This window comes from Citrobacter amalonaticus, from assembly GCF_001559075.2.
In the GTDB taxonomy this organism is placed as follows: Bacteria; Pseudomonadota; Gammaproteobacteria; order Enterobacterales; family Enterobacteriaceae; genus Citrobacter_A; species Citrobacter_A amalonaticus_F.
The window spans coordinates 4573578-4599440 of record NZ_CP014015.2 but is presented as its reverse complement, the minus strand read 5'-3'; the positions used below and the strand labels follow the sequence as shown (position 1 = coordinate 4599440).

The following is a 25863-nucleotide window of genomic DNA, read 5'->3' as shown; positions in this document are numbered from 1 at the left end:
TGTTTACCGTCTCTTGGGCACGTTTTACAGCAACGGACTGAAGAAGTAAAACAGTCGCTCGGTGATCCGCTGCCAGAGTGGGCGTTTTACCCACAAACTCGCGTCCAGCAGGCGAGAACGGGAAATATAATCGTCCTGCACGGCAGCCAGATCGCCGCCGAATCCGACGTCATCAATGACCAGCGTGATCTCAAAATTCAACCACAGACTGCGCATATCCAGATTCACGGTCCCGACCAGACTGAGTTCACCATCGACCAGTACGCTCTTGGTATGCAACAGGCCGCCTTCAAACTGATAGATTTTCACCCCGGCCGCCAACAGCTCGGTAAAGAAGGCGCGGCTGGCCCAGCCAACCAGGAGCGAATCATTCTTGCGCGGCAGAATAATACTGACGTCCACACCGCGCTGCGCCGCCGTACAGATGGCATGCAGCAAATCGTCGCTTGGCACGAAGTAGGGGGTGGTCATGATTAAATATTCACGCGCCGAGTAAGCCGCCGTCAGCAGCGCCTGGTGAATCAGATCTTCCGGAAAACCAGGGCCGGAAGCGATGGTATGAATCGTGTGTCCGCTGGCCTCTTCGAACGGCATTATGTTGACGTCCGGCGGCGGAGGCAGGATCCGTTTCCCGGTTTCAATCTCCCAGTCGCAGGAATAGACGATGCCCATCGCGGTAGCGACCGGACCTTCCATTCGCGCCATCAGATCCACCCACTGACCGACACCCGCATCCTGTTTGAAAAAGCGCGGATCCACCATGTTCATACTGCCGGTATAGGCAATATAGTTATCAATCATCACCATTTTGCGGTGCTGCCGCAGGTCCATGCGACGCAGGAACACACGGAACAGATTAACCTTCAGCGCTTCGACCACTTCGATACCGGCATTGCGCATCATCGCCGCCCAGGGGCTGCGGAAGAAAGCGACGCTACCGGCAGAGTCGAGCATCAGTCGGCAATGGATCCCGCGTCGTGCGGCAGCCATCAGGGATTCCGCCACCTGATCCGCCATTCCGCCGGGTTGCCAGATATAGAACACCATTTCGATGTTATGTCGCGCCAACTGAATATCGCGGATCAGCGCCTGCATCACATCGTCAGAATCGGTGAGCAGCTGGAGTTGGTTGCCTTTAACCCCCGCGATGCCCTGGCGACGCTCACAGAGTTTGAACAGCGAAGCGGCGACGCTGCTGTTCTCTTCGGCGAAGATATGTTTGCAGGCTTTGAGATCGTTCAGCCACTTTGCGGTGGATGGCCACATTGCCCGAGCGCGTTCTGCCCGACGCTTGCCCAGATGCAGTTCCCCGAAGGATAAATAAGCAATAATTCCGACCAGCGGCAGAATATAAATGATCAGCAGCCAGGCCATCGCGGAAGGAACCGCGCGACGTTTCATCAAAATACGTAATGTTACACCGGCAATGAGCACCCAGTAGCCCAGAATGACCAGCCAACTCACCACCGTGTAGAAGGTTGTCATAGATTAAAAATCCTTTTGAAAGCGTATTGTTATGAGTTTACGCGTCATGATAAATCTGGCAAATAAAAACACGGCAAAAGCGCTAGCCTGCCTGTCTGTGGGGGGTATAATGCCCATTCTTGCACTGTAAGAGTAGGTATCATGAAGCGGAGTAGAACGGAAGTGGGACGCTGGCGGATGCTGCGTCAGGCCAGTCGCCGTAAAGCGCGTTGGCTTGAAGGACAGTCGCGTCGGAATATGCGGATCCACTCAATCAGAAAATGTGTCCTGAACCAGCAACGTAACTCGCTGCTGTTTGCGATCCATAGCCTCTGAGTGAACAGGGCACCGCATGCGGTGCCCAATGAACACGTCTTTCAGAACGTCTTCTTAAAGGGTTTCACCGAAACCTGCGCGTAAACCCCGGCGGCAACATACGGGTCAGCCTCGGCCCAGGATTTCGCCTCTTCCAGCGAGTCAAATTCAGCAATCACCGTGGAGCCGGTAAAACCTGCCGCACCGGGATCGTTGCTATCTACCGCTGGCATGGGGCCTGCAGTCAGGAGACGTCCTTCGTCGTGAAGCAACTGTAGTCGTGCCAGATGCGCGGGGCGGACGGAAAGACGCTTTTCAAGTGAGTTCTGATTATCTTGCGCGTAGATGACATAAAGCACGGATAGGGCTCCTTGTTCGGTAAAAGTGCTAAATACGTTATTTGAAAGGTCCCTTTACTGCAACGCAAAGATGACAGCCTTGTTAAGGCCGTACAATTGTCAGGGAGTTTTTAGGATAAAAATGGCGCTTATGGCGATGGCTTATTGAATATGATTGCTATTTGCATTTAAAATCGGGGCCTGGTTTTTCAACTGAAACGATTATGACTTCAATGACCCTTGATTTACCTCGTCGCTTCCCCTGGCCGACGTTACTCTCCGTTGGCATTCATGGCGCTTTAGTGGCGGGACTCTTGTATACCTCGGTACATCAGGTTATTGAACTGCCTGCCCCTGCGCAGCCCATCTCCGTAACGATGGTTTCGCCAGCCGACCTGGAACCACCGCAGGCGGTCCAGCCGCCGCCGGAACCGATTGTCGAGCCTGAACCCGAGCCGGAGCCGATTCCCGAACCGCCCAAAGAGGCGCCGATTGTTATCGAGAAACCGAAGCCTAAACCCAAGCCAAAACCGAAGCCGGTGAAAAAGGTGCAGGAGCAGCCGAAGCGTGATGTTAAACCTGCCGAGCCGCGCCAGGCGTCGCCGTTTGAGAACACCGCGCCTTCGCGTCCGGCCACCAGCACCGCGCCGGCAACCAGTAAGCCGACGGTGAGTGTTCCGGCAGGTCCACGGGCGTTGACGCGTAACCAGCCGCAGTATCCGGCGCGCGCCCAGGCATTACGCATTGAGGGGCGGGTAAAAGTGAAGTTTGATGTCACGGCCGATGGCCGGGTGGACAACGTACAAATCGTATCAGCGCAACCGGCCAACATGTTTGAACGTGAAGTGAAGAATGCGATGCGCAGATGGCGCTATGAAGCCGGTAAACCGGGTTCAGGGCTGGTCGTGAATATCGTCTTCCGCCTGAACGGCACCACGCAAATCGAGTGATCGTGACGCGCTAAGAGAAAAGCCTCCACAATGGAGGCTTTTTTGTCATTATTGCGCCGGAAGCGGGCGGGGTTTACCGTCCGGATCCACCGCGACGTAGATAAACAGCGCTTCTGTCGCTTTGTAGCGCTGGCCAATCGGCTCTGACGCCACTTTCTTCACCCAGACTTCAATATTGATGCTGACGGAAGTGGTTCCGCGCTTCACGCAACGGGCGTAGCAGCACACCACGTCGCCGACGGCGACCGGGCGCAGGAAGCTCATTCCTTCCACGCGGACGGTCACCACGCGACCATGGGCAATCTCTTTGGCCTGAATGGCACCGCCAATATCCATCTGCGACATCAGCCAGCCGCCAAAAATATCACCGTTGGCATTGGTATCGGCAGGCATAGCCAGTGTGCGTAAAACCAGTTCGCCCTGCGGGGCGTGAATTGTTGTTGTCATTGTAAAACCGACTGTAGAAAAAAATTCCAGCCGCGATGCTACTATGATTTTAACATGGAGAACAGAGGGGAAACGCCCGCGAGACGGGCGTTTGGGTGATTAGAATGACATCGTTACGCCCGCATAGTAAGCGCGTCCGGGTTCGTTATAGGTTGAGGCGCCATCGTTTTCACGATAGATCTGCTTGTCGAACAGGTTGCTGATCCCGGCGTTCAGGCGAAGATTTTTCGTCATCTGGTAATTAGCGCCGAGTCCGACAACCGCATAGGCACCAATTTCCTTATCCGACATGGCACCCGTCTCATTGCGCGTTTCAGCATACTCGCGCGGTTTTTGTCGACCGTACTGCGTCCACTGTAGCTGCGTGGAGAGCTTGTCGTTCACCTGCCAGTCGAGCAGGGTATTAATGGTGTATTTCGGGATCACGGAGAGCGGGTTACCGGTGTCCTTGTTCTCGGATTTGATCATATACGTCGCGTTGGTGCGCCAGCTTAACGTCTCCGGCACCAGCGGGATCACCACGTTACCTTCCAGACCTTCGACAATCGCTTTGCCGCCATTTTCCCATTGCAGGATGTTATTCCCGTTGGAGGCGTAACCGATAATATCGGTCCCGGCGACAATCTTGTTCTTATAGTCGTTACGGAACCAGGTGATTCCCGCATCCCAGCCAGCGTAATTAAATTCCAGACCGATCTCTTTGTTAATACTGATTTCCGGGTCCAGATCCGGATTGCCCAGCAGATAACAACTGCCGGTGGCGATCGTATTTGGACAGCCGTTGCCGCGCGTGGAGAGCAAATATCCCTCGCTGGACTGATACAGGTTTGGCGCTTTAAAGACGCGCGCAATCCCGGCTTTCAGCTTGAACAGATCGCCCAGTTCCTGCGACATATTCAGACTGGGGCTCCAGTTGCTGCCAAATTCATCGTGATAGTCAAAACGGATCCCCGGAATAATATCCGTGCCAGGCCGCGCTTCGATATTATCTTCCAGATAGATACCGGTGAGCGTGGCGCTATTTTTGGTGCTGCGACTGGAGGCATCACCGGAGACATTGCCAATCTGCACGCCGGATGCGCTGGTGGCCTGCATAGACGCCGGATCGTTGAGTTCGTCACGGTTCCACTCCGCACCCAGCGTCAGGGTTTGATCAACCAGCCAGAAGACAGGGATGTTGAGTTCTCCGGAAGAACGATAGGATTCCAGGCGGCTGGTGGCGTATTCGGTGTTATTGATCATCCCTTCCACTCTACCGGTCGAGCCTTCCTGCATTCGGGTATTGTTGGTTTTTTCGTAGTAGACGCCGAATTTGGACTGTCCCCAGTCCCAGATGCCGTTATGCGTCAGTCCCCACGACTGACGATACATCCGGTTGGTTTCATCGCCGTAGAGGGTACTGACCAGCCCGTCAGGACTGACGTTGCTGTTGCTGTACTGCGTATCTCCGGCATAGATATTACCCTGACGGCTGTAGCTGTAGTCGAAATCCACAATTTGCTGTGGCGTCAGTTTCCAGGAGAGTAGGGCGTTGATGTCTTTATTGCGTACCCCTTCGCGCCCTGCGGCATAGGATCCATTTTGCTGAGTATTAATATCCGCCGCATCGGCGTCGGTTTTGTTGATGTTGCCGTACAGACGCATGGTGAGAACATCGTCAATGAGCGGACCGCTCAGATTGAAGTTCGCACGTTTGGTGGCACCTTCTTTGCTGTTCTCGGGCTGGTTGGTATAAAGAGACAGCGAGCCATGCCAGTCGTTCGTTGGCTGTTTAGTGATGATATTGACGACGCCACCCGCCGCACCGGAACCGTAACGTGCCGCTGCTGGGCCGCGCAGAACTTCAATACGTTCGACCATCTCCGCCGGTACCCAGTTTGTATCACCACGGGTATCACGCTCGCCGCGCCAGCTATAGCGTACTGAGTTTCGCGAGGTGACCGGCACGCCGTCAATCAGGATCAGCGTGTTTTCCGGACCCATGCCGCGAATATCAATCTGACGGTTATTTCCCCGACTGCCGCTGGCGCTGTTGCCCGTCAGGTTCACACCGGGCATGGTGCGAATAATATCGGAGAGGTCGTTGACCGGCGGGGATTTTTCAATGTCTTTGGCGGTGATAATAGAAACGCCGGGTTGCTGCTTGAGGGCTTCTTCGGCGGTGGCCTGGACGACCATCGTTTCACCGTCATTCATGACGTCGTCTGCGGCGAATGCATTTCCGCTTAATGCTGTGGCAATCAAAAGCGCCAGAGGGCGTGGAGAAATTTTTGTTATCGTATTCATCAACTGACATCCATATTGTTTAAAATGCGATACGGAATATCAATGATAATTATTATCATTACAATGTTATGAAGGCAATCTCCATAATATCTTCATGATTCATGCAATTTCGGGTAAGTACGTCAGGGATTGTGCAGAAAGCAAAACCAGGCCCATAGGCCTGGTCTGATGGGCGTTTACGATTTGTCTTCTTGCGGGAGATGGCGATAGATATAGACGCCACTCAGCAGGGTAAAGATCAGCGTCAGCGCGGTGAGGCCGAATACCTTAAAGTTCACCCAGATATTTTGCGGCAGCCAGAAGGCGATGTAGATATTGGCAAGCCCACACAGAATAAAGAAGATGGCCCACGCGAGGTTGAGCTTCGACCAGACCGGCTGCGGCAGCGTCAGTTCTTTACCCAGCATGCGCTGGATCAGCGGTTTTTTCATGATCCACTGGCTAACCAGAAGCGCACCGGCAAACAGGCCGTAAATCACCGTCACCTTCCATTTAATAAATTCATCGTTATGGAAGAAGATGGTCAACCCGCCGAACACGGCTACCAGAACAAAGGTGATCAGCGCCATTTTTTCAACTTTGCGATAGCGGACCCAACTGTAGATGAGCACGATAGCCGTTGCGACAATGAGCGCCGAGGTGGCCGCATAGATGTCATACACTTTGTAAAAAACAAAGAAGACCACCAGCGGTAAAAAATCAAGAAACTGCTTCATTCTTCGATTCCGTAATCAAACGCGTCGGGCATTTCTGCCGGCGACGCAGACAGGGTTATTGGCGAATCAACATATACAGACGGAACAGGTAGATGAGCAATATGGCGGAGATCAGATTGCTCAACGTATTCGCGATAACGGCGCCAACGTTAGGGTCAAGGGCGGCGAAGCTGGAGGCAAACAGCAACAGTAGCGTTTTTGCCAGCAGCCAGCCCATCACCGCCGGGGCGACCAGTCGCATATTAGACCACGCCAGACGCATACTGTTGCGCATTGCGGCGAAAACACCCATTTTATCCTGCACCAGCATAATCGGCGCAAGCGCCAGCAGGATAGCCAACAGGATGCCTGGTACCACGACCAGCATAATCCCGAGCTGTACCAGCAGGGTGGTCAGTAAAATCAGGATGAACAGACGCGGCAGGATCGGCGCACTGGCACCGATCGCGCGCAGGGCGCTGACGCGATGACCCGCTGAAATTAACTGAATCATCAGCAGTACGCCACCGGCCAGGACGGCATTACCAATCAGTCCTGAAAAGGTGGACGCTGCCGAGGCGCGCAACAGGATCTGCTGCTGCTCCGGCGTCATGTTTTGCACCAGTTCGAACAAACCCACGCTTCCCGCAAGATGATCCCCTTCACTCAGTTGCGCAATCTGCGCATCGCTGGGTGAGAAGGCATGCCCTAATACCACCGTGATGAACGCGCACAGCAGCGAGATCAGCAGGATGGTTAAAAATTGATTACGGAAAAAATTCCCGGTGTCACGGTATACGGACTGCGCCGTGATAGACATGCACTCTCCTTGAGTTCTGCAGGTGTTGTTAAGCGGTCAATTGTACCCTGGATAACTGCGCAGTGGCAGCATCAAGGGGTGTATGGAAAAGCATATCTTTGTAAAGCCAGAGTAATTTGAACAACAAATCCACAGCGTGATGACGTTGCCGCCACAAAAATTAAGAAAATACTTTCACCTTGTAAATATTGCAAAATTGATCTGAACAGGAATAACCAGGATTTTGAATGCTACTTCTAACTTAATCTGGATCAATAAATGTTAAATTACACGGCCTAATGTGATCCAGGTTAGATCACTTATTACTCCAATGTAGGTATATTCGTGACGCATTTATAACCATAACGATGGAGCGGGTATGAAAAAGTTAACAGTGGCGGCATTGGCAGTAAGTACTCTTCTCTCTGGCAGCGTTTATGCGCATGAAGCTGGCGAGTTCTTTATTCGCGCCGGTTCGGCGACGGTAAGACCGACGGAAGGCGCGGACGGCACCTTAGGCCATTTAGGCGGCTTTAACGTCAGTAACGACACGCAGCTGGGTCTGACATTCACTTACATGGCGACCGAAAATATCGGTGTTGAACTGCTGGCGGCGACGCCATTCCGCCATAAAGTGGGCACGCAGTTGACCGGTGATATCGCCACCGTTCATCACCTGCCGCCAACCCTGATGGCGCAGTGGTATTTCGGTGATTCCAGCAGCAAGCTGCGTCCGTATGTCGGTGTTGGGGTTAACTACACGACCTTCTTTAATACTGACGTCAATAAGAATGGCAAAGAGACCGGCGTTTCCGATTTGAGTCTTAAAGATTCCTGGGGTGCAGCAGGTCAGGTCGGGATGGACTATCTGATCAACCGTGACTGGCTGATTAACATGTCAGTCTGGTACATGGATATCGATACCACCGCGGACTACAAGCTGGGTGGTGTTAAGCAGCATGACGATATTCGCCTCGATCCGTGGGTGTTTATGTTCTCAGCGGGTTACCGTTTCTAAAAAAAGTCACAACAAATAAAAGCGGGCGCCTTTAGCCCGCTTTTTTTATGCGCCGCGAACAGAACTGCTATCTTTTCTAACAGGCACGCTCTGTGAGTATTGCATCATGAAATTAACACCGTCTTTGCTGGAACAAAAAATCGCGGCGCTTGAGCAGTCACCGACGGGTGAAAACAGCCTGTTTTATCTGCAGGTCTCACGATCGTTACTGGAAGCGATGCGCAAAATTGACTCGCTGGAGAAAGCGCTCGCCACGCCCATCCGCTTACCCTCTTGTAGCGCCAGTCCGGTGTGTGAAATTGAGGCCGGATACGCCGCTGGCGTGAGCGATTGCCGCACTGCCATTCGTCATGCGGGTTATCTGATAGAAGGGGATGATTAACCGTTCTGACCTGTACTGCGTGGGTGAAATCGAATACCGTAGTGATAACAGCGTGTTGATGCTCAGGGTGCCTTGGTGAAAATTGTGCAGGACAGTTTAAGAAACAGACAGGCACTTATTATTTCAGCGCTAATCACGCTGCTTTTTACGTCGCTTTTCCTGTTCATTATTTATGAGCAGCGACTGGCGACGGTCAATGAAGGGATGAACCGCCTGCAAACGCGGATGCTCGATATCTTCAATGATAATGAAATGATCGCGGATGCGACCGGCGTACGCTATCGGCAGATTAAAAGCGCTGGCCAGTGCGGCCAGATGTCGCAATTGACTCCCCGTGGGGAGGCCTGGGGAATTAACGCCGACAGCAAACGCATTCATTCCGCAACGGGTGCGATGGTAGCGCGTGAGCCGACGTTAAACGCGTTGTGTATGTATACCGCCGCTGAGTTTATTCGCGGCAGGGTGAACGCGCTTAATCCGGGTAATTTCGATGCCCATCGCTACGTTATTGCCGAGGATGCAAGCTATTTTTACTGGTTCACTCCCGCCGATGCTAAAGCGTTTGATTATCACTCATCGAAGATGGCGCGTAATATTTCCAGTTTCTTTCTTCCTCCCGTCGATTTTTACACCCGTCTGCTGGAAAAGAACGTCAAAACGAAAGCCTTAAGCTCTACGGATTTTTATGACGATAAAATCACGGATGAGAAAGCCTTCAGCGTCGTGAGTTATATTTATGACCTTTCTGGCAATGAGATCTCCGACCATATCGTAGGCTATCTGGTTTACGATCATGCGAAGCCGGAACTTCAGGAGGCATTACGCGATGCCTTCGATGGACAGGTGCCGCACGGACTGAACGTTTCGCTGGTGAATACTCTGAATCAGCAGTCGCTTTGTCTGACGGGGGAGTGTAAGAAGCGCCCGGAAATCGCCTTCAAGGTGCTCTCCGAAAAGTATGTCATTCACTACGCCATCTCGCTCAGCGGGTTTGCGATGCATGACACTCAGGCGGGGCTGCTGATCCTGATGGCGCCGTTCTTCTTTGTACTGATCATGATGGGGTTAAAATCCTGGCTGAATGAGAGCGATCTGAAAATCTACATCGACTCGTTGACGGGCTGCTTCAACCGTAAAATTCTCGACATCATCAAGCGGCGGGATCTTTCTGACTGTTCGGTGGTGCTGGTTGATTGCAATAAATTCAAGGCAATTAACGATACCTGGGGACACGTCGCCGGGGACAGAGCGCTACAGATCATTGCCAACCGGATGTTGTCCAACACCCGCACCAGCGACGATCTGGTGATTCGCACCGGAGGGGATGAATTCGTGATTGTACTGTATCACGCGAAAACGGCCGATGCGGTCGCCATCGCCGAACGTATCGCCCATCAAATCAATGCGTATCAGTTTATCGTGCAGGACACGCTGGTGCCGCTCTCCATCTCCTGGGGGGTTGCCGAAGTGAATGAGGGAATTGATGATGCCATTCAGTATGCGGATGGCGAGATGTACAAAATGAAGCAGGCCAAATAATGAGACCGCCAGTGCGAGTCTGGCGGTCCCGGTGTTTTATCGGCGGGTGGCGGCTTTTAACCCGCTGACGAATGTCTTCAGTTCAGCCAACATCTGCTCAGGTTGTCCGACGTTCTTTTCAATGATTTTAACGATCGCGGAACCGGAGATTGCGCCAGCGGCGCCTGCGTCAATGGCGGCGGAAACCTGATCCGGCGCCGAAATACCAAAGCCCTGCAAAGACGGCGCGGCGTTGTACTCTTTCAGTTTCTCTACCAGATGATGTAAAGGCAGCGCGGCGCGATTTTCTGCGCCCGTCACGCCCGCGCGCGACAGCAGATAGGTATAACCCCGGCCATAAGAGGCGATCTGGCGCAGCAGGTCATCATCGGCATTCGGCGGGCAGATGAAGATCGGCGCAACGTTGTGGCGCAATGCGGCCTGACGGAATGGCGCAGATTCTTCAATCGGTACGTCGGCAACCAGCACGGAGTCGACGCCGACTTTTTCACACTGCGCGTAAAACGCGTCAATGCCTTTGCTGAACACCAGGTTCGCGTACATCAGCAGGCCAATAGGAATAGTCGGGTGCTTTTCGCGGATGGCGGCCAGCATCTCAAAACAGCGGGTCGGCGTGACGCCAGCGGCAAATGCGCGCAGCGTGGCGCTCTGAATGGTCGGGCCATCAGCGAGCGGATCGGAGAAAGGGATCCCTAACTCCAGCGCATCCGCACCCGCCTCAATCAGAGCATCGATAATGTTCAGCGACTGCTCAACGCCTGGGTCGCCGAGGGTCACGAAGGGAACAAAAGCACCTTCCTTGCGATCGTTCAGTTGTGCAAACAAGCTTTCATAGCGTTCCATCAGATTTCCCCTCGCGCTTTCAGAATATCGTGTACCGTGAAAATGTCTTTGTCGCCACGACCGGAAAGGTTAACCACCAGCAGTTGCTCTTTTTCCGGGTTCTCGCGCATCATTTTCAGCGCGTGGGCCAGGGCGTGTGACGACTCGAGCGCCGGGATAATGCCCTCGTGCAAACAGAGCGTTTTAAAGGCGTCCAGCGCTTCGTCGTCGGTGATCGACACGTAGTCGGCGCGACCAATGCTGTTCAGGTACGCATGCTGTGGGCCGACGGACGGGAAATCCAGACCCGCAGAGATGGAGTAGGACTCCTCGATCTGTCCCTCATCCGTCTGCATCATCGGCGCTTTCATACCGAAATAGATCCCGACGCGACCGTGCTTCAACGGCGCACCGTGCTCACCGGTTTCAATCCCGTGACCACCGGGTTCTACACCAATCAGCCCAACGTTTGGCTCATTAATAAAATCGGCAAACATCCCGATTGCGTTGGAACCGCCGCCCACGCAGGCGATCACCGCATCCGGCAGGTGACCCTCTTTTTCGAGGATCTGCGCTTTGGTTTCTTCGCCGATCATGCGCTGGAATTCACGCACGATGGTCGGGAATGGGTGCGGGCCAGCAGCGGTACCGAGCATGTAGTGCGCGGTTTCGTAGCTACCAGACCAGTCGCGCAGCGCCTCGTTACAGGCGTCTTTCAGCGTGGCTGAACCACTGTGAACCGGGATGACTTCGGCACCCATCAGGCGCATACGGAAGACGTTCGGCGACTGGCGCTCAACGTCTTTCGCTCCCATGTAGATACGGCATTTCAGGCCGAGCAGGGCGCTGGCGAGCGCTGAAGCCACCCCGTGCTGGCCTGCGCCGGTTTCCGCAATAATCTCGGTTTTGCCCATACGTTTTGCCAGCAATGCCTGACCTAACACCTGGTTGGTTTTATGCGCGCCGCCGTGCAGCAGATCTTCACGCTTCAGGTACAGCGTGGTATGGGTTCCGGCGGTGATATTCTGACATTTGGTCAGCGCAGTGGGACGTCCCGCATAGTTCTTCAGCAGGTCGGCAAACTGGGCCTGAAACTCGGGATCTTTTTGCGCACTGACAAACGCGTCTTCCAGTTGACGCAGAGCCGGCATCAGGATCTGCGGCACATACATGCCACCGAATTCACCAAAATAGGGATTGAGTAATGTTGTCATGTCCTTTTCCTTAATATGCGCGCAGTGTCTGAAATACCGAGGCCAGAAGGCGTGCATCTTTGATGCCCGGCTGTGACTCTACACCAGAATTAAAATCGAGACCGGCACAGCCGGTTTTAGCCGCGTCAACGCAGTTGTCCGCGCCAAGACCACCAGCCAGCAATACGTTATCCAGCGATTGTCCTTGCAGTAACGACCAGTCAAAACGCTGACCGCTGCCGCCCTGGCCGTTATCCAGCACGTATTTGTCGACATGCTGATAATCGCGGGCCGGGAGGGTGTCACCGACGCTCAGCGCTTTCCAGATCTGTACGTTTTCAGGCAGCGCGGCGCGCAGCGTATCGACATACGCCTGGTCTTCGCGCCCGTGCAGCTGAACGGCTTTCAGCGAAAGCTGCGTCGCTTTTTCACAGACGTCGGCGATGTCGTGATTACGGAATACGCCAACATACTGTAGCGTGGCGGCGGACTGCACTTCGCGGGCCTGTTCAATGCTGACAAAACGGGGTGAAGAAGGGACAAAAATCAGTCCGCCATAGATCGCGCCAGACTCGCAGGCGGCTTTGGCATCTTCCGGACGCGTCAGGCCACAGACCTTATTTTCGCCAAGCAGAACACGGCGTACGGCGGCGTTAAGATCGTCATGCGCCATGAGGGCGGAACCAATCAGGAAGCCATTGGCAAAATGGCTCAGCTCGCGAACCTGAGCGTAGGTGTTGATCCCTGATTCACTAATCACCGTCACGCCCTGACCCAGTTTCGGCGCCAGTTGACGTGTACGATTCAGGTCAATCGACAGGTCGCGCAGGTCACGGTTGTTAATCCCGACCACTTTCGCGCCGAGCGCAATGGCGCGTTCCAGTTCGTCTTCATTGCTGACTTCCGTCAGCACGCCCATCTTCAGACTGTGCGCCACGGCAGAAAGCTGGCGATACTGCTCGTCGTCGAGTACCGAAAGCATCAGCAGGCAGGCGTCGGCCTGATAGTGGCGCGCAAGGTAAATCTGGTAAGGGTCGATAATAAAGTCCTTACACAGAATCGGCTGCGGCGCGATGCTACTCACGATCGGCAGGAAATCAAAACTGCCCTGGAAGTACTTCTCATCGGTCAGAACGGAAATGGCGGAAGCGTAATGTTTATACACCCCGGCAATCCGTGCCGGGTCGAAATCATCGCGGATCACGCCTTTAGACGGGGAGGCTTTCTTACACTCCAGAATAAAGGCCGTACGCGCGCCCTGTAAGGCGTCATAAAAGTGACGTGAGCTGGGCTGGACAGCGTTCTGAAAACTGGCCAGCGGTTGTTGCTGTTTGCGGGCTTCTACCCAAATCGCCTTGTCTGCGACGATTTTCGCTAAAACGGTTTGCATCATTTACCCTCTTGCCGCCAGAGCGGTGACTCGGTCATAAGCGGAACCACTGTGCAAGACCTCGAGAACGGTTTGCGCATTAGCCTTGAGATCTTCTTCACCATGCAGTCGCATTAACATTGCGACGTTTGCGGCAACGGCAGCCTCATGGGCGGCGTCACCTTTACCTTGTAGTAAGCGTGTCAGAATGTCACGGTTTTCTTCCGGCGTACCGCCTGCCAGCTGTTCCTGGTGGTAAGGGGTCAGGCCAAAGTCGTCCGCCGTCAACTGATAGCTTTTGATCTCGCCGTCATGCAGTTCCGCCACAATGGTCGGCGCATGCAGGGAGACTTCATCCATTCCGCCGCTGTGTACGACCGCGGCACGCTGGTAACCCAGCACGCGCAGGGTTTCGGCAATCGGCAGAACCAGCTCTGGGCTGTAAACGCCAATCAGCGCCAGCGGCGGATGCGCCGGGTTAATCAGCGGCCCCAGTACGTTGAACAGCGTACGGGTCTTCAACTGCTGGCGTACCGGCATCGCGTGGCGGAAACCGGTGTGGTATTTCGGGGCAAACAGGAAGCAAACGCCCAGCTCGTCCAGCGCCTGACGCGATCGGTCGGCATTCATGTCGAGATTGATACCGAAGGCGGCCAGCAGGTCTGACGAGCCAGATTTACTGGAAACGCTGCGGTTGCCGTGTTTTGCCACCTTCAGGCCGCATGCCGCCGCGACAAATGCGCTGGCGGTAGAAATATTAATGCTGTTGCTGCCGTCGCCGCCGGTGCCGACGATATCGGCGAACAGATAGTCAGGGCGCGGGAACGGCGCGGCATTTTCCAGTAAGGCGGTTGCCGCACCGGCAATCTCGTTCGGATGCTCGCCGCGAATCTTCATGCTAACCAGAGCGGCAGCCAGCTGTTCCGGTTTCAGTTCACCGCGTACCACGGCGGAGAACAGCTGGTGGCTTTCCTGCTGACTCAGGGTCTGTGCCTGATACAGTTTTTCGAGGATCGGCTGCAGGGTATTGGTCGGCTCCAGTTTCTGCTGCGCCCAGGCCAGCGTCTGCTCAAGCAGGCGCGCACCCTGGGTGGTCAGAATGGATTCCGGGTGGAACTGTAAACCGCACACGCGATCGGCGTCATGACGAACAGCCATCACCATGCCGTTAAAATGGGCGTTGATGGTCAGGCCAGCGGGAATATTGCTACCGATCAGAGAGTGATAGCGGGCAACCGGCAGCGGATTCGTCAGGCCGGCAAACATGGCCTGTCCATCATGTTCAATACTGGATGCCTTGCCGTGCAGGATCTCGCCAGCCTGGCCGACGTAGCCGCCGTAGGCTTCGACAATCGCCTGATGGCCCAGACAGATGCCGATAATCGGCAGCTTGCCGCGCAGTCGGGTCAGCAGTTCCGGCATACAGCCTGCTTCACTGGGGACGCCAGGACCGGGAGACAGCACCAGAACCGGGTTCTTCATGGTGGCCAGACGCTCAATCAGGGTCTGAGCCGGAATATGGTTACGGTAAATCACCACGTTATGACCGTTGGTACGCAGCTGATCTGCCAGGTTATAGGTAAATGAGTCGATGTTGTCGAGCAGCAGAATGTCAGCCATCAGAAAGTCTCCTGTGCGTGGTGCGCGGTGGCAATGGCACGCAGGACCGCGCGCGCTTTATTACGGGTTTCGTCGGCTTCTGACTGGGGAACAGAATCGAGCACAATACCGGCGCCCGCCTGGACGGTGGCGATACCGTCTTCCACCAGCGCGGAGCGAATCACAATGCAGGTATCCAGATCGCCGTGTGCGGTGAAGTAACCGACCGCACCGCCGTAGCTGCCGCGTCGGCGGCCTTCGGCGTCGGCAATCAACTGCATTGCCCGCACTTTCGGCGCGCCACTCAGCGTGCCCATGTTCATGCAGGCGCGGTAGGCGTGCAGGACATCGAGATCGTGGCGCAGTTCGCCGACGACGCGAGAGACCAGGTGCATAACGTGAGAATAGCGGTCAACCTTGGTCAGGTCTGCCACGTAGCGACTGCCTGGCGTACAGATGCGGGCGAGATCGTTACGCGCCAGGTCAACCAGCATCAGGTGCTCGGAAAGCTCTTTATGGTCGGTGCGCATTTCCAGTTCAATGCGGCTGTCGAGGTCGCGGTCCAACGTGCCGTCGGCGTGACGACCGCGAGGACGCGTACCGGCAATCGGGTAAATTTCAATCTGGCGGCTGGTGGCATCGTATTTCAGCGAACTTTCCGGCGACGCGCCAAACAGGGTGAAATCGTTGTCCTGCATAAAGAACATGTACGGGCTGGGGTTGCTTTTCTTCAGCACGTAATAGGCCGCAAGCGGTGACGGGCAGGGCAGTGAGAAGCGGCGGGACGGGACCACCTGGAAAATTTCCCCGGCGCGGATCGCTTTCTGCATTGAGCGAACCACCGCGCCAAATTCTTCATCGCTCTGATTACATTCGCAGCGCATGTGTGGCACGGAAACGACCGGCAGCGGCGGCGCTGGTTCCGTCAGTTGCTGGCTCAGACGCGCCAGACGAGCGGTGAGACGCTGTTTTTCCGCGTCATTATCGCTAAACAGGCTGGCCTGAATGCGGGAGCTTTGTTTCTGGTGGTCGATCACCACAAGCGTTTCCGCCAGATAGAAACAGTAATCCGGGCAGCGGTTGCCAGCCTCAAGCTGCGGTAAATCTTCAAAACCGGCAACCAGATCGTACGCAAACAGACCGCCAAAGAACATCGCTTCGCGCTCTTGCGCCGGGACGTTAACCAGTCCCTGCAGCAGGCGGAAGGCGTCAAAGACTGAGAGTGCGCACAGACGCGCGTCTTCGTCTAATAATGGGCTGACCGGCGGGAAACGCAGCACGCGACCTGCATCCTGCAGTTCATTCTCAACGCCTGCGGGCAGTGCGGCATCGAGTAAAGTCAACAGCGCGGCACCATTGTTGGTTAAGGCCTGAATAGTGACAGTGTCACCGATGGCGGTAATGCGCAGCGCGCTATCCACCAGCAACAGGCTTTTGAGGTCGTCTTTGCTGTCGATATCCGCAGATTCCAGCAGCAGCGTTGCCGGGCGGTCGCCGCAAACCTGATGGAACAACTCCGTCGGGTTTTTGCGATAGGCGGCATCGCAGGTAATGAGTTCGAGTGTCGGTTTTGATGTCTGCATGGTTATTCTCATTAATTTTGTTCAAAAAAAAGCCCGCTCTGTTGGCGGGCCGGGTATCTGGTGGCGATCTACACGCGAAATACACTGCCCGAAATCAGGAAGTGCGCCACCCACCGTGCAGAACAAACGTTGCTTTCATTTCGATACCCTTTTGCTTGTGAACTTTCGTACTAGTTAACTAGTTCGATGGGTTATTGTCAACACCTGATTTCAGTAAATTTGCCGGAACCGTTATGATGCGCAGGAAAGACTATTTTTGAGAGACGGGAGTTCGCCTTGAGCGACACGAATTATGCAGTGATTTATGACCTGCACAGTCACACCACAGCATCCGATGGACGACTGACGCCAGAAGCGTTAGTCCACCGCGCCGTCGAGATGCGTGTAGGCACGCTGGCGATTACCGACCATGACACCACAGCCGCGATTCCCGCGGCAAGCGAAGAAATTTCACGTTCCGGCCTTGCGCTGAATCTGATCCCTGGCGTTGAGATCTCTACAGTCTGGGAGAATCACGAAATCCATATTGTGGGTTTGAACATCGATATTGAAAATCCGGCGATGCGTGCGTTTCTGGCGCAACAGACGGAACGCCGACAGCAGCGGGCGCGTCTTATCGCTGACCGCCTGGAAAAAGCGCACATCACTGGCGCATGGGAAGGGGCGTTGCGCCTGGCCGACGGCGGCGCGGTGACCCGCGGCCATTTTGCCCGCTATCTGGTGGAGTGTGGTAAAGCGACCACCATGGCGGATGTCTTTAAAAAGTATCTCGCGCGCGGGAAAACAGGATACGTTCCGCCACAGTGGTGTACAATAGAACAAGCTATTGATGTCATTCATCATTCTGGCGGTAAGGCGGTACTGGCCCATCCTGGGCGGTATGATCTTAGCGCTAAGTGGCTGAAAAGGCTGGTGGCGTATTTCGCGCAACATCGTGGTGATGCGATGGAAGTCGCGCAGTGCCAACAGTCCCCTAATGAGCGCACGCAACTGGCCACGCTCGCCCGCCAGCATCAGCTATGGGCATCGCAAGGTTCTGATTTTCATCAACCTTGTCCGTGGATCGAGTTGGGCCGCAAGCTCTGGCTGCCGGCAGGCGTTGAAGGCGTCTGGCAGACGTGGGAGCCGCCGCAGAACACCACAGTGAGGGAAGTATGAGCCAGTTTTTTTATATTCATCCTGATAACCCACAGCAGCGCCTGATCAACCAGGCGGTTGAGATTGTGCGTAAGGGTGGGGTGATTGTGTATCCAACCGACTCCGGCTACGCGCTCGGTTGTAAAATTGAAGACAAAGGCGCGATGGAACGGATTTGCCGTATTCGCCAGTTGCCGGATGGACATAACTTCACCCTGATGTGTCGCGATCTGTCCGAACTGTCGACCTATTCGTTTGTCGACAACGTGGCCTTTCGCCTGATCAAGAACAATACGCCGGGTAACTACACCTTCATCCTGAAAGGGACAAAAGAGGTGCCGCGTCGGTTGTTGCAGGAAAAACGTAAGACCATCGGTCTGCGCGTGCCGTCGAACCCGATCGCGCTCGAACTGTTGCAGGCGCTGGGCGAGCCGATGCTCTCCACCTCGCTGATGCTGCCAGGCAGTGAATTTACCGAGTCCGATCCGGAAGAAATTAAAGATCGCCTGGAAAAACAGGTGGACCTGATTATCCACGGCGGTTATCTGGGCCAGCAACCCACAACGGTGATTGATTTAACCGATGATTCCCCGGTTGTCTTGCGTGAAGGCGTGGGAGACGTTAAACCTTTCTTATAAGGGCGCAACTCTGTATACTACGCGGCCTTAAAATGGCGCTGAGAGGCGCCGTTGATTCTCCTGTTCGACGCCTGTGAAGGCGACAGCTAAAGGAAGCTCTATGAGCGAAAAGTTACAGAAAGTGCTGGCGCGCGCTGGCCACGGCTCTCGCCGTGAAATTGAATCCATCATTGCAGCAGGTCGCGTCAGTGTAGACGGCAAAATTGCCACGCTGGGCGATCGCGTTGAAGTGACTCCCGGCCTGAAAATTCGTATCGATGGTCACCTGATTTCGGTGAAAGAGTCGGCGGAACAAATTTGTCGCGTTCTGGCTTATTACAAGCCGGAAGGCGAACTGTGTACGCGTAACGACCCGGAAGGTCGTCCTACGGTCTTTGATCGCTTACCGAAACTGCGCGGCGCGCGCTGGATTGCGGTAGGGCGTCTGGACGTCAATACCTGCGGTCTGCTGCTGTTCACCACCGATGGTGAACTGGCGAACCGTCTGATGCACCCAAGCCGTGAAGTTGAGCGTGAATACGCGGTGCGCGTCTTTGGCCAGGTTGACGATGCCAAACTGCGCGATCTGAGCCGTGGCGTGCAGTTGGAAGACGGTCCGGCGGCGTTCAAAACCATCAAGTTCAGCGGTGGTGAAGGGATCAACCAGTGGTACAACGTCACCCTGACCGAAGGGCGCAACCGTGAAGTGCGTCGCTTGTGGGAAGCCGTTGGCGTGCAGGTAAGCCGTCTGATTCGCGTCCGCTACGGTGATATTCCGCTGCCGAAAGGTCTGCCGCGCGGCGGCTGGACGGAACTGGATCTTGCCCAGACCAACTATCTGCGTGAGCTGGTGGAGCTGGAGCCGGAAACCACCTCGAAAGTGGCGGTGGAGAAAGATCGTCGCCGCATGAAGGCAAATCAGATTCGCCGTGCGGTGAAACGCCACAGCCAGGTGAGCGGCGGTCGCCGTGCTGGCGGTCGTAATAACAACGGTTAATCTACGATTCCGCAATGCAAAAAGGCCCCGAGGGGCCTTTTTGCGTGATGACAAACTTTATCCCGATACCGGACACGCAAAGATCACTTTATTAAAAACCAGGAAAATCAATTTATTGATTTTCGGCTGATAACCACAAAGAAGGAAAAACCACGTTTTTTCCTTCTTTGTCAGCGGTCAGAAAGGCCCCGAGGGGCCTTTTTTAATAGTCGATCCCCATCTGGGCTTTGACCCCTGCCTCAAAGGCATGTTTGACCGGTCGCAGCTCACTGACGGTATCGGCCAGCTCGAGAATATCCCGATGGCAGCCGCGACCGGTGATGATCACCGTCTGGTGAGACGGGCGCGCATTCAGCGCGTTAATCACCTCTTCAAGCGGCAGATAGTCGTATGCCACCATATAAGTCAGTTCGTCCAGCACCACCATGTCCAGTTGCGGATCGGCAAGCATGCGTTTGCCGTGCTCCCATACTGCCAGACAGGCTGCGGTGTCGGCTTCGCGGTTTTGCGTCTCCCAGGTAAACCCGGTCGCCATTACCTGAAATTCAACGCCGTGCGGCTCCAGCAGGTTACGCTCGCCGTTGGGCCAGGTCCCCTTGATGAATTGCACCACGCCGACCTTTTTACCGTGTCCCACTGCGCGAGTGGCGGTGCCGAAGGCGGCGGTGGTTTTTCCTTTCCCATTGCCGGTAAAGACAATCACGATACCCCGTTCGTCCTGGGCCTGGGCTACCCGGGCGTCAACCCGGTCTTTCACGCGCTGCTGGCGCTGTTGATAGCGTTCTTCACTCATTGGGCGATTCCTGGTTTGCGGCCCGGTTGGGCGTCGAAGGTCATGCCGGTTTTGCGACGGCTGTCATCGCCCATTAGCCACAGGTACAGCGGCATAATATCGGCGGGTGTTTTGAGCTTTTGCGGATCTTCAGCCGGAAAGGCGTTGGCGCGCATGCCAGTGCGGGTACCGCCCGGATTGATGCAATTCACGCGCAGCGGACGGTTTTGGTACTCATCTGCCAGCACCTGCATCATGCCTTCGGTAGCAAATTTAGAAGCCGCGTAGGCGCCCCAGTTAGCACGACCCTGCTGGCCCACGCTGGAGGAGGTGAAGACTAACGATCCGGAATCTGACTTAAGTAATAAAGGAAGCAATGCCTGGGTCAGCATAAACGTTGCATTGACGTTGACCTGCATCACCTGTTGCCAGACCTGCGGGTCTTGCTCGATCATCGGACAGACGTCGCCCAGTAAACCGGCATTGTGTAAGACGCCGTCCAGCCGTGGATATTGTCCGCCGATGCGCTGCGCCAGTTGATGACAGTCATCAGCGGTGCAGGTTAACAGATCGAGTGTAAACCACTGCGGCTGACGGCCCGTTTGCTGGGCAATCCTGTCGGCGACGTGGCGCAATTTCTCATCATTACGGCCAAGCAAAATGACGCTGGCGCCGTAGCGGGCGTAGGTCATGGCCGCTTCACGGCCAATGCCGTCGCTGGCGCCGGTCACCAGAATAATGCGATCCTGCAGGAGGTCTTGTTTCGGTTGATAATGCATGGGGACTCCTCGGCGACATGCCTGGTCGCTCTGCTTCTCGTTGGTGTGTCGGGTTTATGCCTGAAACAGGACCCAATTTCAATCAGCCAACGGCGATAACGCCCTAAAATGAACACTTTGTCATACTTTTATCCATCCGCATATCCCGCGAGACGACGCATTACGCCTGATGTACACTGAGCTGACGCTAAGTTGTTTAACCAAGGTGGAACGTGTGGAATTGTTGTCTGAATATGGCTTGTTTTTAGCAAAAATCGTGACTGTTGTGCTGGCTATCGCGGCGATTGCCACCATTATCGTGAATGTTGCCCAACGTAAGCGCCAGCGTGGCGAACTGCGGGTTACCAACCTCAGCGAACAATATAAAGAGATGAAGGATGAACTGGCGATGGCGATGCTGGATAGCCATCAACAGAAACTCTGGCACAAAGCGCAAAAGAAAAAACACAAGCTGGAAGCGAAAGCCGCCAAAGTGAAAGCCAAACAGGGCGACAGCGGCACGTCAGATAAACCGCGCGTCTGGGTGCTGGATTTTAAAGGCAGTATGGATGCCCACGAGGTCAGTTCGCTGCGTGAAGAGGTGACGGCGGTACTGGCGGTGGTGAAACCGCAGGACCAGGTGGTGGTGCGACTGGAAAGCCCGGGTGGCGTAGTCCACGGCTACGGTCTTGCCGCATCACAACTGCAACGCTTACGCGATAAGAAAATCCCGTTGACCGTGACGGTGGATAAAGTCGCGGCGAGTGGCGGCTACATGATGGCCTGCGTGGCGGACAAAATTGTCTCCGCCCCCTTTGCGATTGTCGGTTCGATTGGCGTGGTCGCGCAGATCCCCAACTTCAACCGTTTCCTGAAAGGAAAGGATATTGATATCGAGTTGCATACCGCCGGACAGTACAAACGGACGCTGACACTGCTGGGTGAGAATACCGAAGAAGGGCGGCAGAAGTTTCGCGAAGATTTGAACGAAACCCATCATCTGTTTAAAGATTTCGTGCATCGGATGCGTCCATCTCTGGACATTGATCAGGTTGCGACGGGTGAACACTGGTACGGGCAGCAGGCGCTGGAGAAAGGACTCATTGATGAAGTCAACACCAGCGACGAGGTGATTCTGGGGCTGATGGAAGGACATGAAGTGCTGAACGTTCGCTATCTGCAGCGTAAGAAGCTGGTGGATCGGGTGACGGGCAGTGCCGCGGAAAGTGCCGACCGTCTGCTGCTGCGCTGGTGGCAGCGCGGACAAAAACCGCTGATGTAAAAAGCTGTATTAACGAAAAACGCGAGGCATTCAGGCCTCGCGTTTTTGCTTTAATCGATCAGGTGATACTTTTCAGAAAGTACATGCGCCAGATGTTTAAACATATTGAACACGGCTGTGCTCTTTGGCGTTGGTAGACCTTGCTCGTCTAAAAAGTAATCCCCACTGAAGACCAACACCCCATTTCGCTGGGTCACACCGGTGGCAACAATGCCAGCCAGCGTATCTTCATGCTCACGAATGATTTTGTTGGCTTCAATCAACAGCGTTTCGCGATCGATAGGTTGTGTCTCTTTGCGCATTTTTTACTCCTTAAACAAGGACATTAGTCTACGCCGACCGACTCTTTTGGGCAAATATTCCCTGAGTGTGTACAAGGGTTTGTCAACCTTTGCTGACTGGCAGGATTTGGTTTTGCATGCTAATAAAGTTGCGTAACGAATTTTATCAGGTACAGTGTGACGCTTTCGTCAACCAGGCAACAGATTTGCTTGACATTCGACCGAAATTCCGTCGTGCTATAGCGCCTCTGTGCGAAAAAACCTGTTAACTCAGTCACCTGGCTATTTAGTGTACAGAGTCAGTACAAGGGGTTGATATCCGCAGACGCTGGGACCATATCCATGGCTCGTCGCCAGTGGATGGTGTATCAACGTGCGACGCATTCCTGGAAGAATCAAATTAGGTAAAGGTGAATATGGGTAAAGCTCTTGTCATCGTTGAGTCCCCGGCAAAAGCCAAAACGATCAACAAGTATCTGGGTAATGACTACGTGGTTAAGTCCAGCGTCGGTCATATCCGTGATTTGCCGACCAGTGGCTCAGCAGCTAAAAAGAGCGCCGACTCTACCTCCACCAAAACGGCTAAAAAGCCCAAAAAGGATGAACGTGGCGCGCTCGTCAACCGTATGGGGGTTGACCCGTGGCACAACTGGGACGCGCATTATGAGGTGCTGCCCGGTAAAGAGAAGGTCGTCTCTGAACTGAAACAACTGGCTGAAAAAGCCGACCACATCTATCTCGCAACCGACCTTGACCGCGAAGGGGAAGCCATTGCATGGCACCTGCGGGAAGTGATCGGGGGTGATGACACGCGTTACAGTCGCGTGGTGTTTAACGAAATTACCAAGAATGCGATTCGTCAGGCGTTTGAAAAGCCGGGCGAACTGAACATTGACCGGGTTAACGCTCAGCAGGCGCGTCGCTTTATGGATCGCGTGGTGGGCTATATGGTCTCGCCGCTGTTGTGGAAAAAGATTGCTCGCGGTCTGTCAGCCGGTCGCGTTCAGTCCGTGGCGGTGCGTCTGGTCGTTGAGCGTGAACGCGAAATTAAAGCGTTTGTACCGGAAGAGTTCTGGGAAATTGACGCGAATACCACCACGCCTTCCGGCGATGCGCTGCCCTTGCAGGTGACCCATCAGAACGACAAGCCGTTCCGTCCGGTGAACCGCGAGCAGACGCTTGCGGCGGTAAGCCTGCTGGAGAAAGCGCGCTACAGCGTTCTGGAACGTGAAGACAAGCCGACCAGCAGCAAGCCGGGCGCGCCGTTTATCACCTCCACCCTGCAACAGGCGGCCAGCACGCGTCTCGGTTTTGGCGTGAAAAAGACCATGATGATGGCGCAGCGTCTGTACGAAGCGGGTTACATCACCTATATGCGTACCGACTCGACCAACCTGAGTCAGGATGCCGTGAACATGGTGCGCGGTTACATCGGCGATAATTTTGGTAAGAAATACCTGCCGGAAAGTCCGAATCAGTACGCCAGTAAAGAAAACTCGCAGGAAGCGCACGAAGCGATTCGTCCTTCCGACGTCTCTGTGCTGGCGGAAACCCTGAAGGATATGGAAGCCGACGCGCAGAAACTGTATCAGCTGATCTGGCGTCAGTTTGTCGCCTGTCAGATGACCCCGGCGCAGTACGATTCCACCACGCTGACCGTTGGCGCGGGTGATTTCCGTCTGAAGGCGCGCGGTCGTATTCTGCGCTTCGACGGCTGGACGAAAGTGATGCCCGCGCTGCGTAAAGGCGATGAAGACCGGACGCTACCGGCGGTGAATAAAGGCGATGCGCTGTCTCTGGTTGAACTGACCCCGGCTCAGCACTTCACCAAACCACCGGCGCGCTTCAGCGAAGCCTCGCTGGTGAAAGAGCTGGAAAAACGCGGAATTGGCCGTCCGTCGACCTATGCGTCGATCATTTCGACCATTCAGGATCGTGGCTACGTGCGGGTGGAAAACCGTCGCTTCTATGCGGAAAAAATGGGTGAGATTGTCACCGACCGTCTGGAAGAGAATTTCCGTGAGCTGATGAACTACGATTTCACCGCGCAGATGGAAAACAGCCTCGACCAGGTCGCGAATCACGAAACCGAATGGAAAGGCGTGCTCGATAACTTCTTCAGTGATTTTACTCAGCAACTGGATAAAGCGGAGAAAGATCCGGAAGAGGGCGGGATGCGTCCGAACCAGATGGTATTGACCAGCATCGACTGCCCAACCTGCGGACGCAAAATGGGAATTCGCACCGCCAGTACCGGCGTGTTCCTTGGCTGCTCGGGTTATGCGTTGTCGCCGAAAGAGCGCTGCAAAACCACCATTAACCTGGTGCCGGAAAACGAAGTCCTGAACGTGCTGGAAGGTGATGACGCGGAAACTAACGCCCTGCGCGCCAAACGTCGTTGTCAGAAGTGCGGCACGGCGATGGACAGTTACCTGATCGATCCGAAGCGCAAGCTGCATGTTTGTGGTAATAACCCGACCTGCGACGGCTATGAGATCGAAGAAGGCGAATTCCGTATCAAAGGGTATGACGGTCCGATCGTCGAGTGCGAAAAATGTGGCTCTGAGATGCACCTGAAGATGGGGCGTTTCGGTAAGTACATGGCATGTACCAACGACGAGTGTAAAAACACCCGTAAGATCCTGCGTAACGGTGAAGTTGCGCCGCCGAAAGAAGATCCGGTTCCACTGCCCGAGTTGCCGTGTGAAAAATCGGATGCGTATTTCGTGTTGCGTGATGGCGCTGCCGGGGTCTTCCTGGCCGCCAATACTTTCCCGAAATCCCGTGAGACGCGCGCGCCGCTGGTGGAAGAGCTGTTCCGCTTCCGTGACCGTCTGCCGGAAAAACTGCGTTATCTGGCCGATGCGCCGCAACAGGATCCGGAAGGCAATAAAACGCTGGTGCGTTTTAGCCGTAAGACCAAGCAGCAGTATGTTGCCGCTGAAAAAGACGGGAAAGCGACCGGCTGGTCCGCCTTCTTTGTTGAGGGTAAATGGGTCGAAGGCAAGAAGTAACCGCCCACGGTGTTGTTGTTCTGAAGAGGGTCGCGTAAGCGGCCCTTTTTTTGTGTTTATAGCGGGCTTATTATTTTTTACTCACCGCTATACAGCCCGGTTATTAATGATATAGTGGTTATAGTTAACAGCTTTTTTATTATTAAATCGTATTAGCAGCGCATCACTGCCTGCTCTGAAACGATGACCTGATGGCGCTAATCTGG

General features: G+C 54.6%; 24 protein-coding genes, 1 pseudogene and 1 other annotated feature. Of the genes and pseudogenes, 10 read left to right on the top strand and 15 right to left on the bottom strand.

The features are described from left to right. Positions 1-24: 24 nt before the first annotated feature. Positions 25-1485: a cardiolipin synthase gene (cls, locus tag AL479_RS22170; protein ID WP_061077688.1), complete on the bottom strand. Its 1461-nt coding sequence runs from the start codon at positions 1483-1485 to the stop codon at positions 25-27. Between the two features lie 141 nt (positions 1486-1626). On the opposite strand from cls, the gene AL479_RS23910 reads away from it, so the two are divergent. Further along, positions 1627-1800, top strand: coding sequence for a YciY family protein (locus tag AL479_RS23910; protein ID WP_086512586.1), 174 nt, complete (start codon positions 1627-1629; stop codon positions 1798-1800). A gap of 41 nt (positions 1801-1841) precedes the next feature. On the opposite strand, the gene AL479_RS22165 is transcribed toward AL479_RS23910, so the two are convergent. Further along, the gene (locus AL479_RS22165) at positions 1842-2138 is read right to left on the bottom strand and encodes a YciI family protein (protein WP_046481037.1); all 297 of its coding nucleotides are present in this window, start codon (positions 2136-2138) and stop codon (positions 1842-1844) included. Between the two features lie 212 nt (positions 2139-2350). On the opposite strand from AL479_RS22165, the gene tonB reads away from it, so the two are divergent. After that, positions 2351-3067: a TonB system transport protein TonB gene (gene tonB, locus AL479_RS22160; protein WP_061078047.1), complete on the top strand. Its 717-nt coding sequence runs from the start codon at positions 2351-2353 to the stop codon at positions 3065-3067. 48 nt (positions 3068-3115) lie between these two features. On the opposite strand, the gene yciA is transcribed toward tonB, so the two are convergent. The 5 genes and pseudogenes from yciA to AL479_RS22135 form a co-directional block, all read right to left on the bottom strand. Beyond that, positions 3116-3514 (bottom strand): acyl-CoA thioester hydrolase YciA, encoded by a 399-nt coding sequence (yciA, locus tag AL479_RS22155; RefSeq protein ID WP_061077687.1) that lies wholly within the window; start codon positions 3512-3514, stop codon positions 3116-3118. 99 nt (positions 3515-3613) lie between these two features. Next, complete coding sequence (locus AL479_RS22150; RefSeq protein WP_061077686.1) at positions 3614-5800, bottom strand: TonB-dependent siderophore receptor; 2187 nt, start codon at positions 5798-5800, stop codon at positions 3614-3616. A 176-nt stretch (positions 5801-5976) separates the two neighbouring features. Then, complete coding sequence (locus AL479_RS22145) at positions 5977-6516, bottom strand: septation protein A (protein WP_046481035.1); 540 nt, start codon at positions 6514-6516, stop codon at positions 5977-5979. Positions 6517-6571: 55 nt separating this feature from the next. Further along, positions 6572-7315: a YciC family protein gene (locus AL479_RS22140; RefSeq protein ID WP_061077685.1), complete on the bottom strand. Its 744-nt coding sequence runs from the start codon at positions 7313-7315 to the stop codon at positions 6572-6574. 28 nt (positions 7316-7343) lie between these two features. Beyond that, positions 7344-7421: pseudogene (locus tag AL479_RS22135) on the bottom strand (YkgJ family cysteine cluster protein); the annotation flags it as partial. 252 nt (positions 7422-7673) lie between these two features. Between AL479_RS22135 and ompW the strand changes: the two are divergent. From ompW to AL479_RS22120, 3 genes are all read left to right on the top strand, one after another. Next, positions 7674-8312 (top strand): outer membrane protein OmpW, encoded by a 639-nt coding sequence (ompW, locus tag AL479_RS22130; protein ID WP_061077684.1) that lies wholly within the window; start codon positions 7674-7676, stop codon positions 8310-8312. Positions 8313-8418: 106 nt separating this feature from the next. Further along, positions 8419-8694, top strand: a complete 276-nt coding sequence (locus tag AL479_RS22125) for a hypothetical protein (RefSeq protein WP_061077683.1) — start codon at positions 8419-8421, stop codon at positions 8692-8694. A gap of 75 nt (positions 8695-8769) precedes the next feature. Further along, positions 8770-10233 (top strand): GGDEF domain-containing protein, encoded by a 1464-nt coding sequence (locus AL479_RS22120; RefSeq protein ID WP_061077682.1) that lies wholly within the window; start codon positions 8770-8772, stop codon positions 10231-10233. 36 nt (positions 10234-10269) lie between these two features. Here the strand turns inward: AL479_RS22120 and trpA are convergent, their stop codons facing one another. From trpA to trpE, 5 genes are read right to left on the bottom strand one after another with little or no spacing between them, the layout of a single operon-like run. Further along, positions 10270-11076 carry a tryptophan synthase subunit alpha gene (gene trpA, locus AL479_RS22115; protein WP_061077681.1) on the bottom strand — a complete coding sequence of 269 codons (807 nt, stop codon included), beginning with the start codon at positions 11074-11076 and terminating at the stop codon, positions 10270-10272. After that, entirely contained in the window at positions 11076-12269 is a 1194-nt protein-coding gene (gene trpB / locus AL479_RS22110; protein ID WP_061077680.1) for a tryptophan synthase subunit beta, read from the bottom strand. Before trpB ends, trpA begins: the two co-directional genes overlap by 1 nt. A 10-nt stretch (positions 12270-12279) precedes the next feature. Further along, a complete protein-coding gene (trpCF, locus tag AL479_RS22105; RefSeq protein WP_061078046.1) occupies positions 12280-13638 on the bottom strand; it encodes a bifunctional indole-3-glycerol-phosphate synthase TrpC/phosphoribosylanthranilate isomerase TrpF in 1359 nt (452 codons plus the stop codon). Positions 13639-13641: 3 nt separating this feature from the next. Beyond that, positions 13642-15237, bottom strand: a complete 1596-nt coding sequence (gene trpD, locus AL479_RS22100) for a bifunctional anthranilate synthase glutamate amidotransferase component TrpG/anthranilate phosphoribosyltransferase TrpD (RefSeq protein WP_061077679.1) — start codon at positions 15235-15237, stop codon at positions 13642-13644. Continuing rightward, on the bottom strand, positions 15237-16799 hold the full coding sequence (gene trpE, locus AL479_RS22095; RefSeq protein ID WP_061077678.1) for an anthranilate synthase component I: 1563 nt from the start codon (positions 16797-16799) through the stop codon (positions 15237-15239). The genes trpD and trpE overlap by 1 nt, the downstream gene beginning before the upstream one ends. Before the next feature lie 23 nt (positions 16800-16822). After that, positions 16823-16917: a sequence feature (Trp leader region), on the bottom strand. 158 nt (positions 16918-17075) lie between these two features. Between trpE and rnm the strand changes: the two genes are divergently transcribed. The 3 genes from rnm to rluB all read left to right on the top strand — a co-directional run bounded on the left by rnm (position 17076) and on the right by rluB (position 19550). Then, positions 17076-17957 (top strand): RNase RNM, encoded by an 882-nt coding sequence (rnm, locus tag AL479_RS22090; RefSeq protein WP_061077677.1) that lies wholly within the window; start codon positions 17076-17078, stop codon positions 17955-17957. Next, positions 17954-18574 (top strand): L-threonylcarbamoyladenylate synthase, encoded by a 621-nt coding sequence (locus tag AL479_RS22085; protein WP_061077676.1) that lies wholly within the window; start codon positions 17954-17956, stop codon positions 18572-18574. Before rnm ends, AL479_RS22085 begins: the two co-directional genes overlap by 4 nt. A gap of 100 nt (positions 18575-18674) precedes the next feature. Continuing rightward, entirely contained in the window at positions 18675-19550 is an 876-nt protein-coding gene (gene rluB / locus AL479_RS22080; protein ID WP_043000531.1) for a 23S rRNA pseudouridine(2605) synthase RluB, read from the top strand. Between the two features lie 202 nt (positions 19551-19752). On the opposite strand, the gene cobO is transcribed toward rluB, so the two are convergent. Continuing rightward, positions 19753-20343 carry a cob(I)yrinic acid a,c-diamide adenosyltransferase gene (gene cobO, locus AL479_RS22075; protein WP_061077675.1) on the bottom strand — a complete coding sequence of 197 codons (591 nt, stop codon included), beginning with the start codon at positions 20341-20343 and terminating at the stop codon, positions 19753-19755. Beyond that, a complete protein-coding gene (locus tag AL479_RS22070; RefSeq protein WP_061077674.1) occupies positions 20340-21101 on the bottom strand; it encodes a YciK family oxidoreductase in 762 nt (253 codons plus the stop codon). Before AL479_RS22070 ends, cobO begins: the two co-directional genes overlap by 4 nt. Positions 21102-21315: 214 nt before the next feature. On the opposite strand from AL479_RS22070, the gene sohB reads away from it, so the two are divergent. Next, positions 21316-22362, top strand: coding sequence for a protease SohB (gene sohB, locus AL479_RS22065; RefSeq protein ID WP_061077673.1), 1047 nt, complete (start codon positions 21316-21318; stop codon positions 22360-22362). A 50-nt stretch (positions 22363-22412) separates the two neighbouring features. Here the strand turns inward: sohB and AL479_RS22060 are convergent, their stop codons facing one another. Next, a complete protein-coding gene (locus AL479_RS22060) occupies positions 22413-22664 on the bottom strand; it encodes a YciN family protein (RefSeq protein WP_042318668.1) in 252 nt (83 codons plus the stop codon). A 395-nt stretch (positions 22665-23059) separates the two neighbouring features. Between AL479_RS22060 and topA the strand changes: the two genes are divergently transcribed. Continuing rightward, entirely contained in the window at positions 23060-25657 is a 2598-nt protein-coding gene (gene topA / locus AL479_RS22050; RefSeq protein ID WP_061077672.1) for a type I DNA topoisomerase, read from the top strand. The last annotated feature ends 206 nt before the right edge of the window (positions 25658-25863 follow it).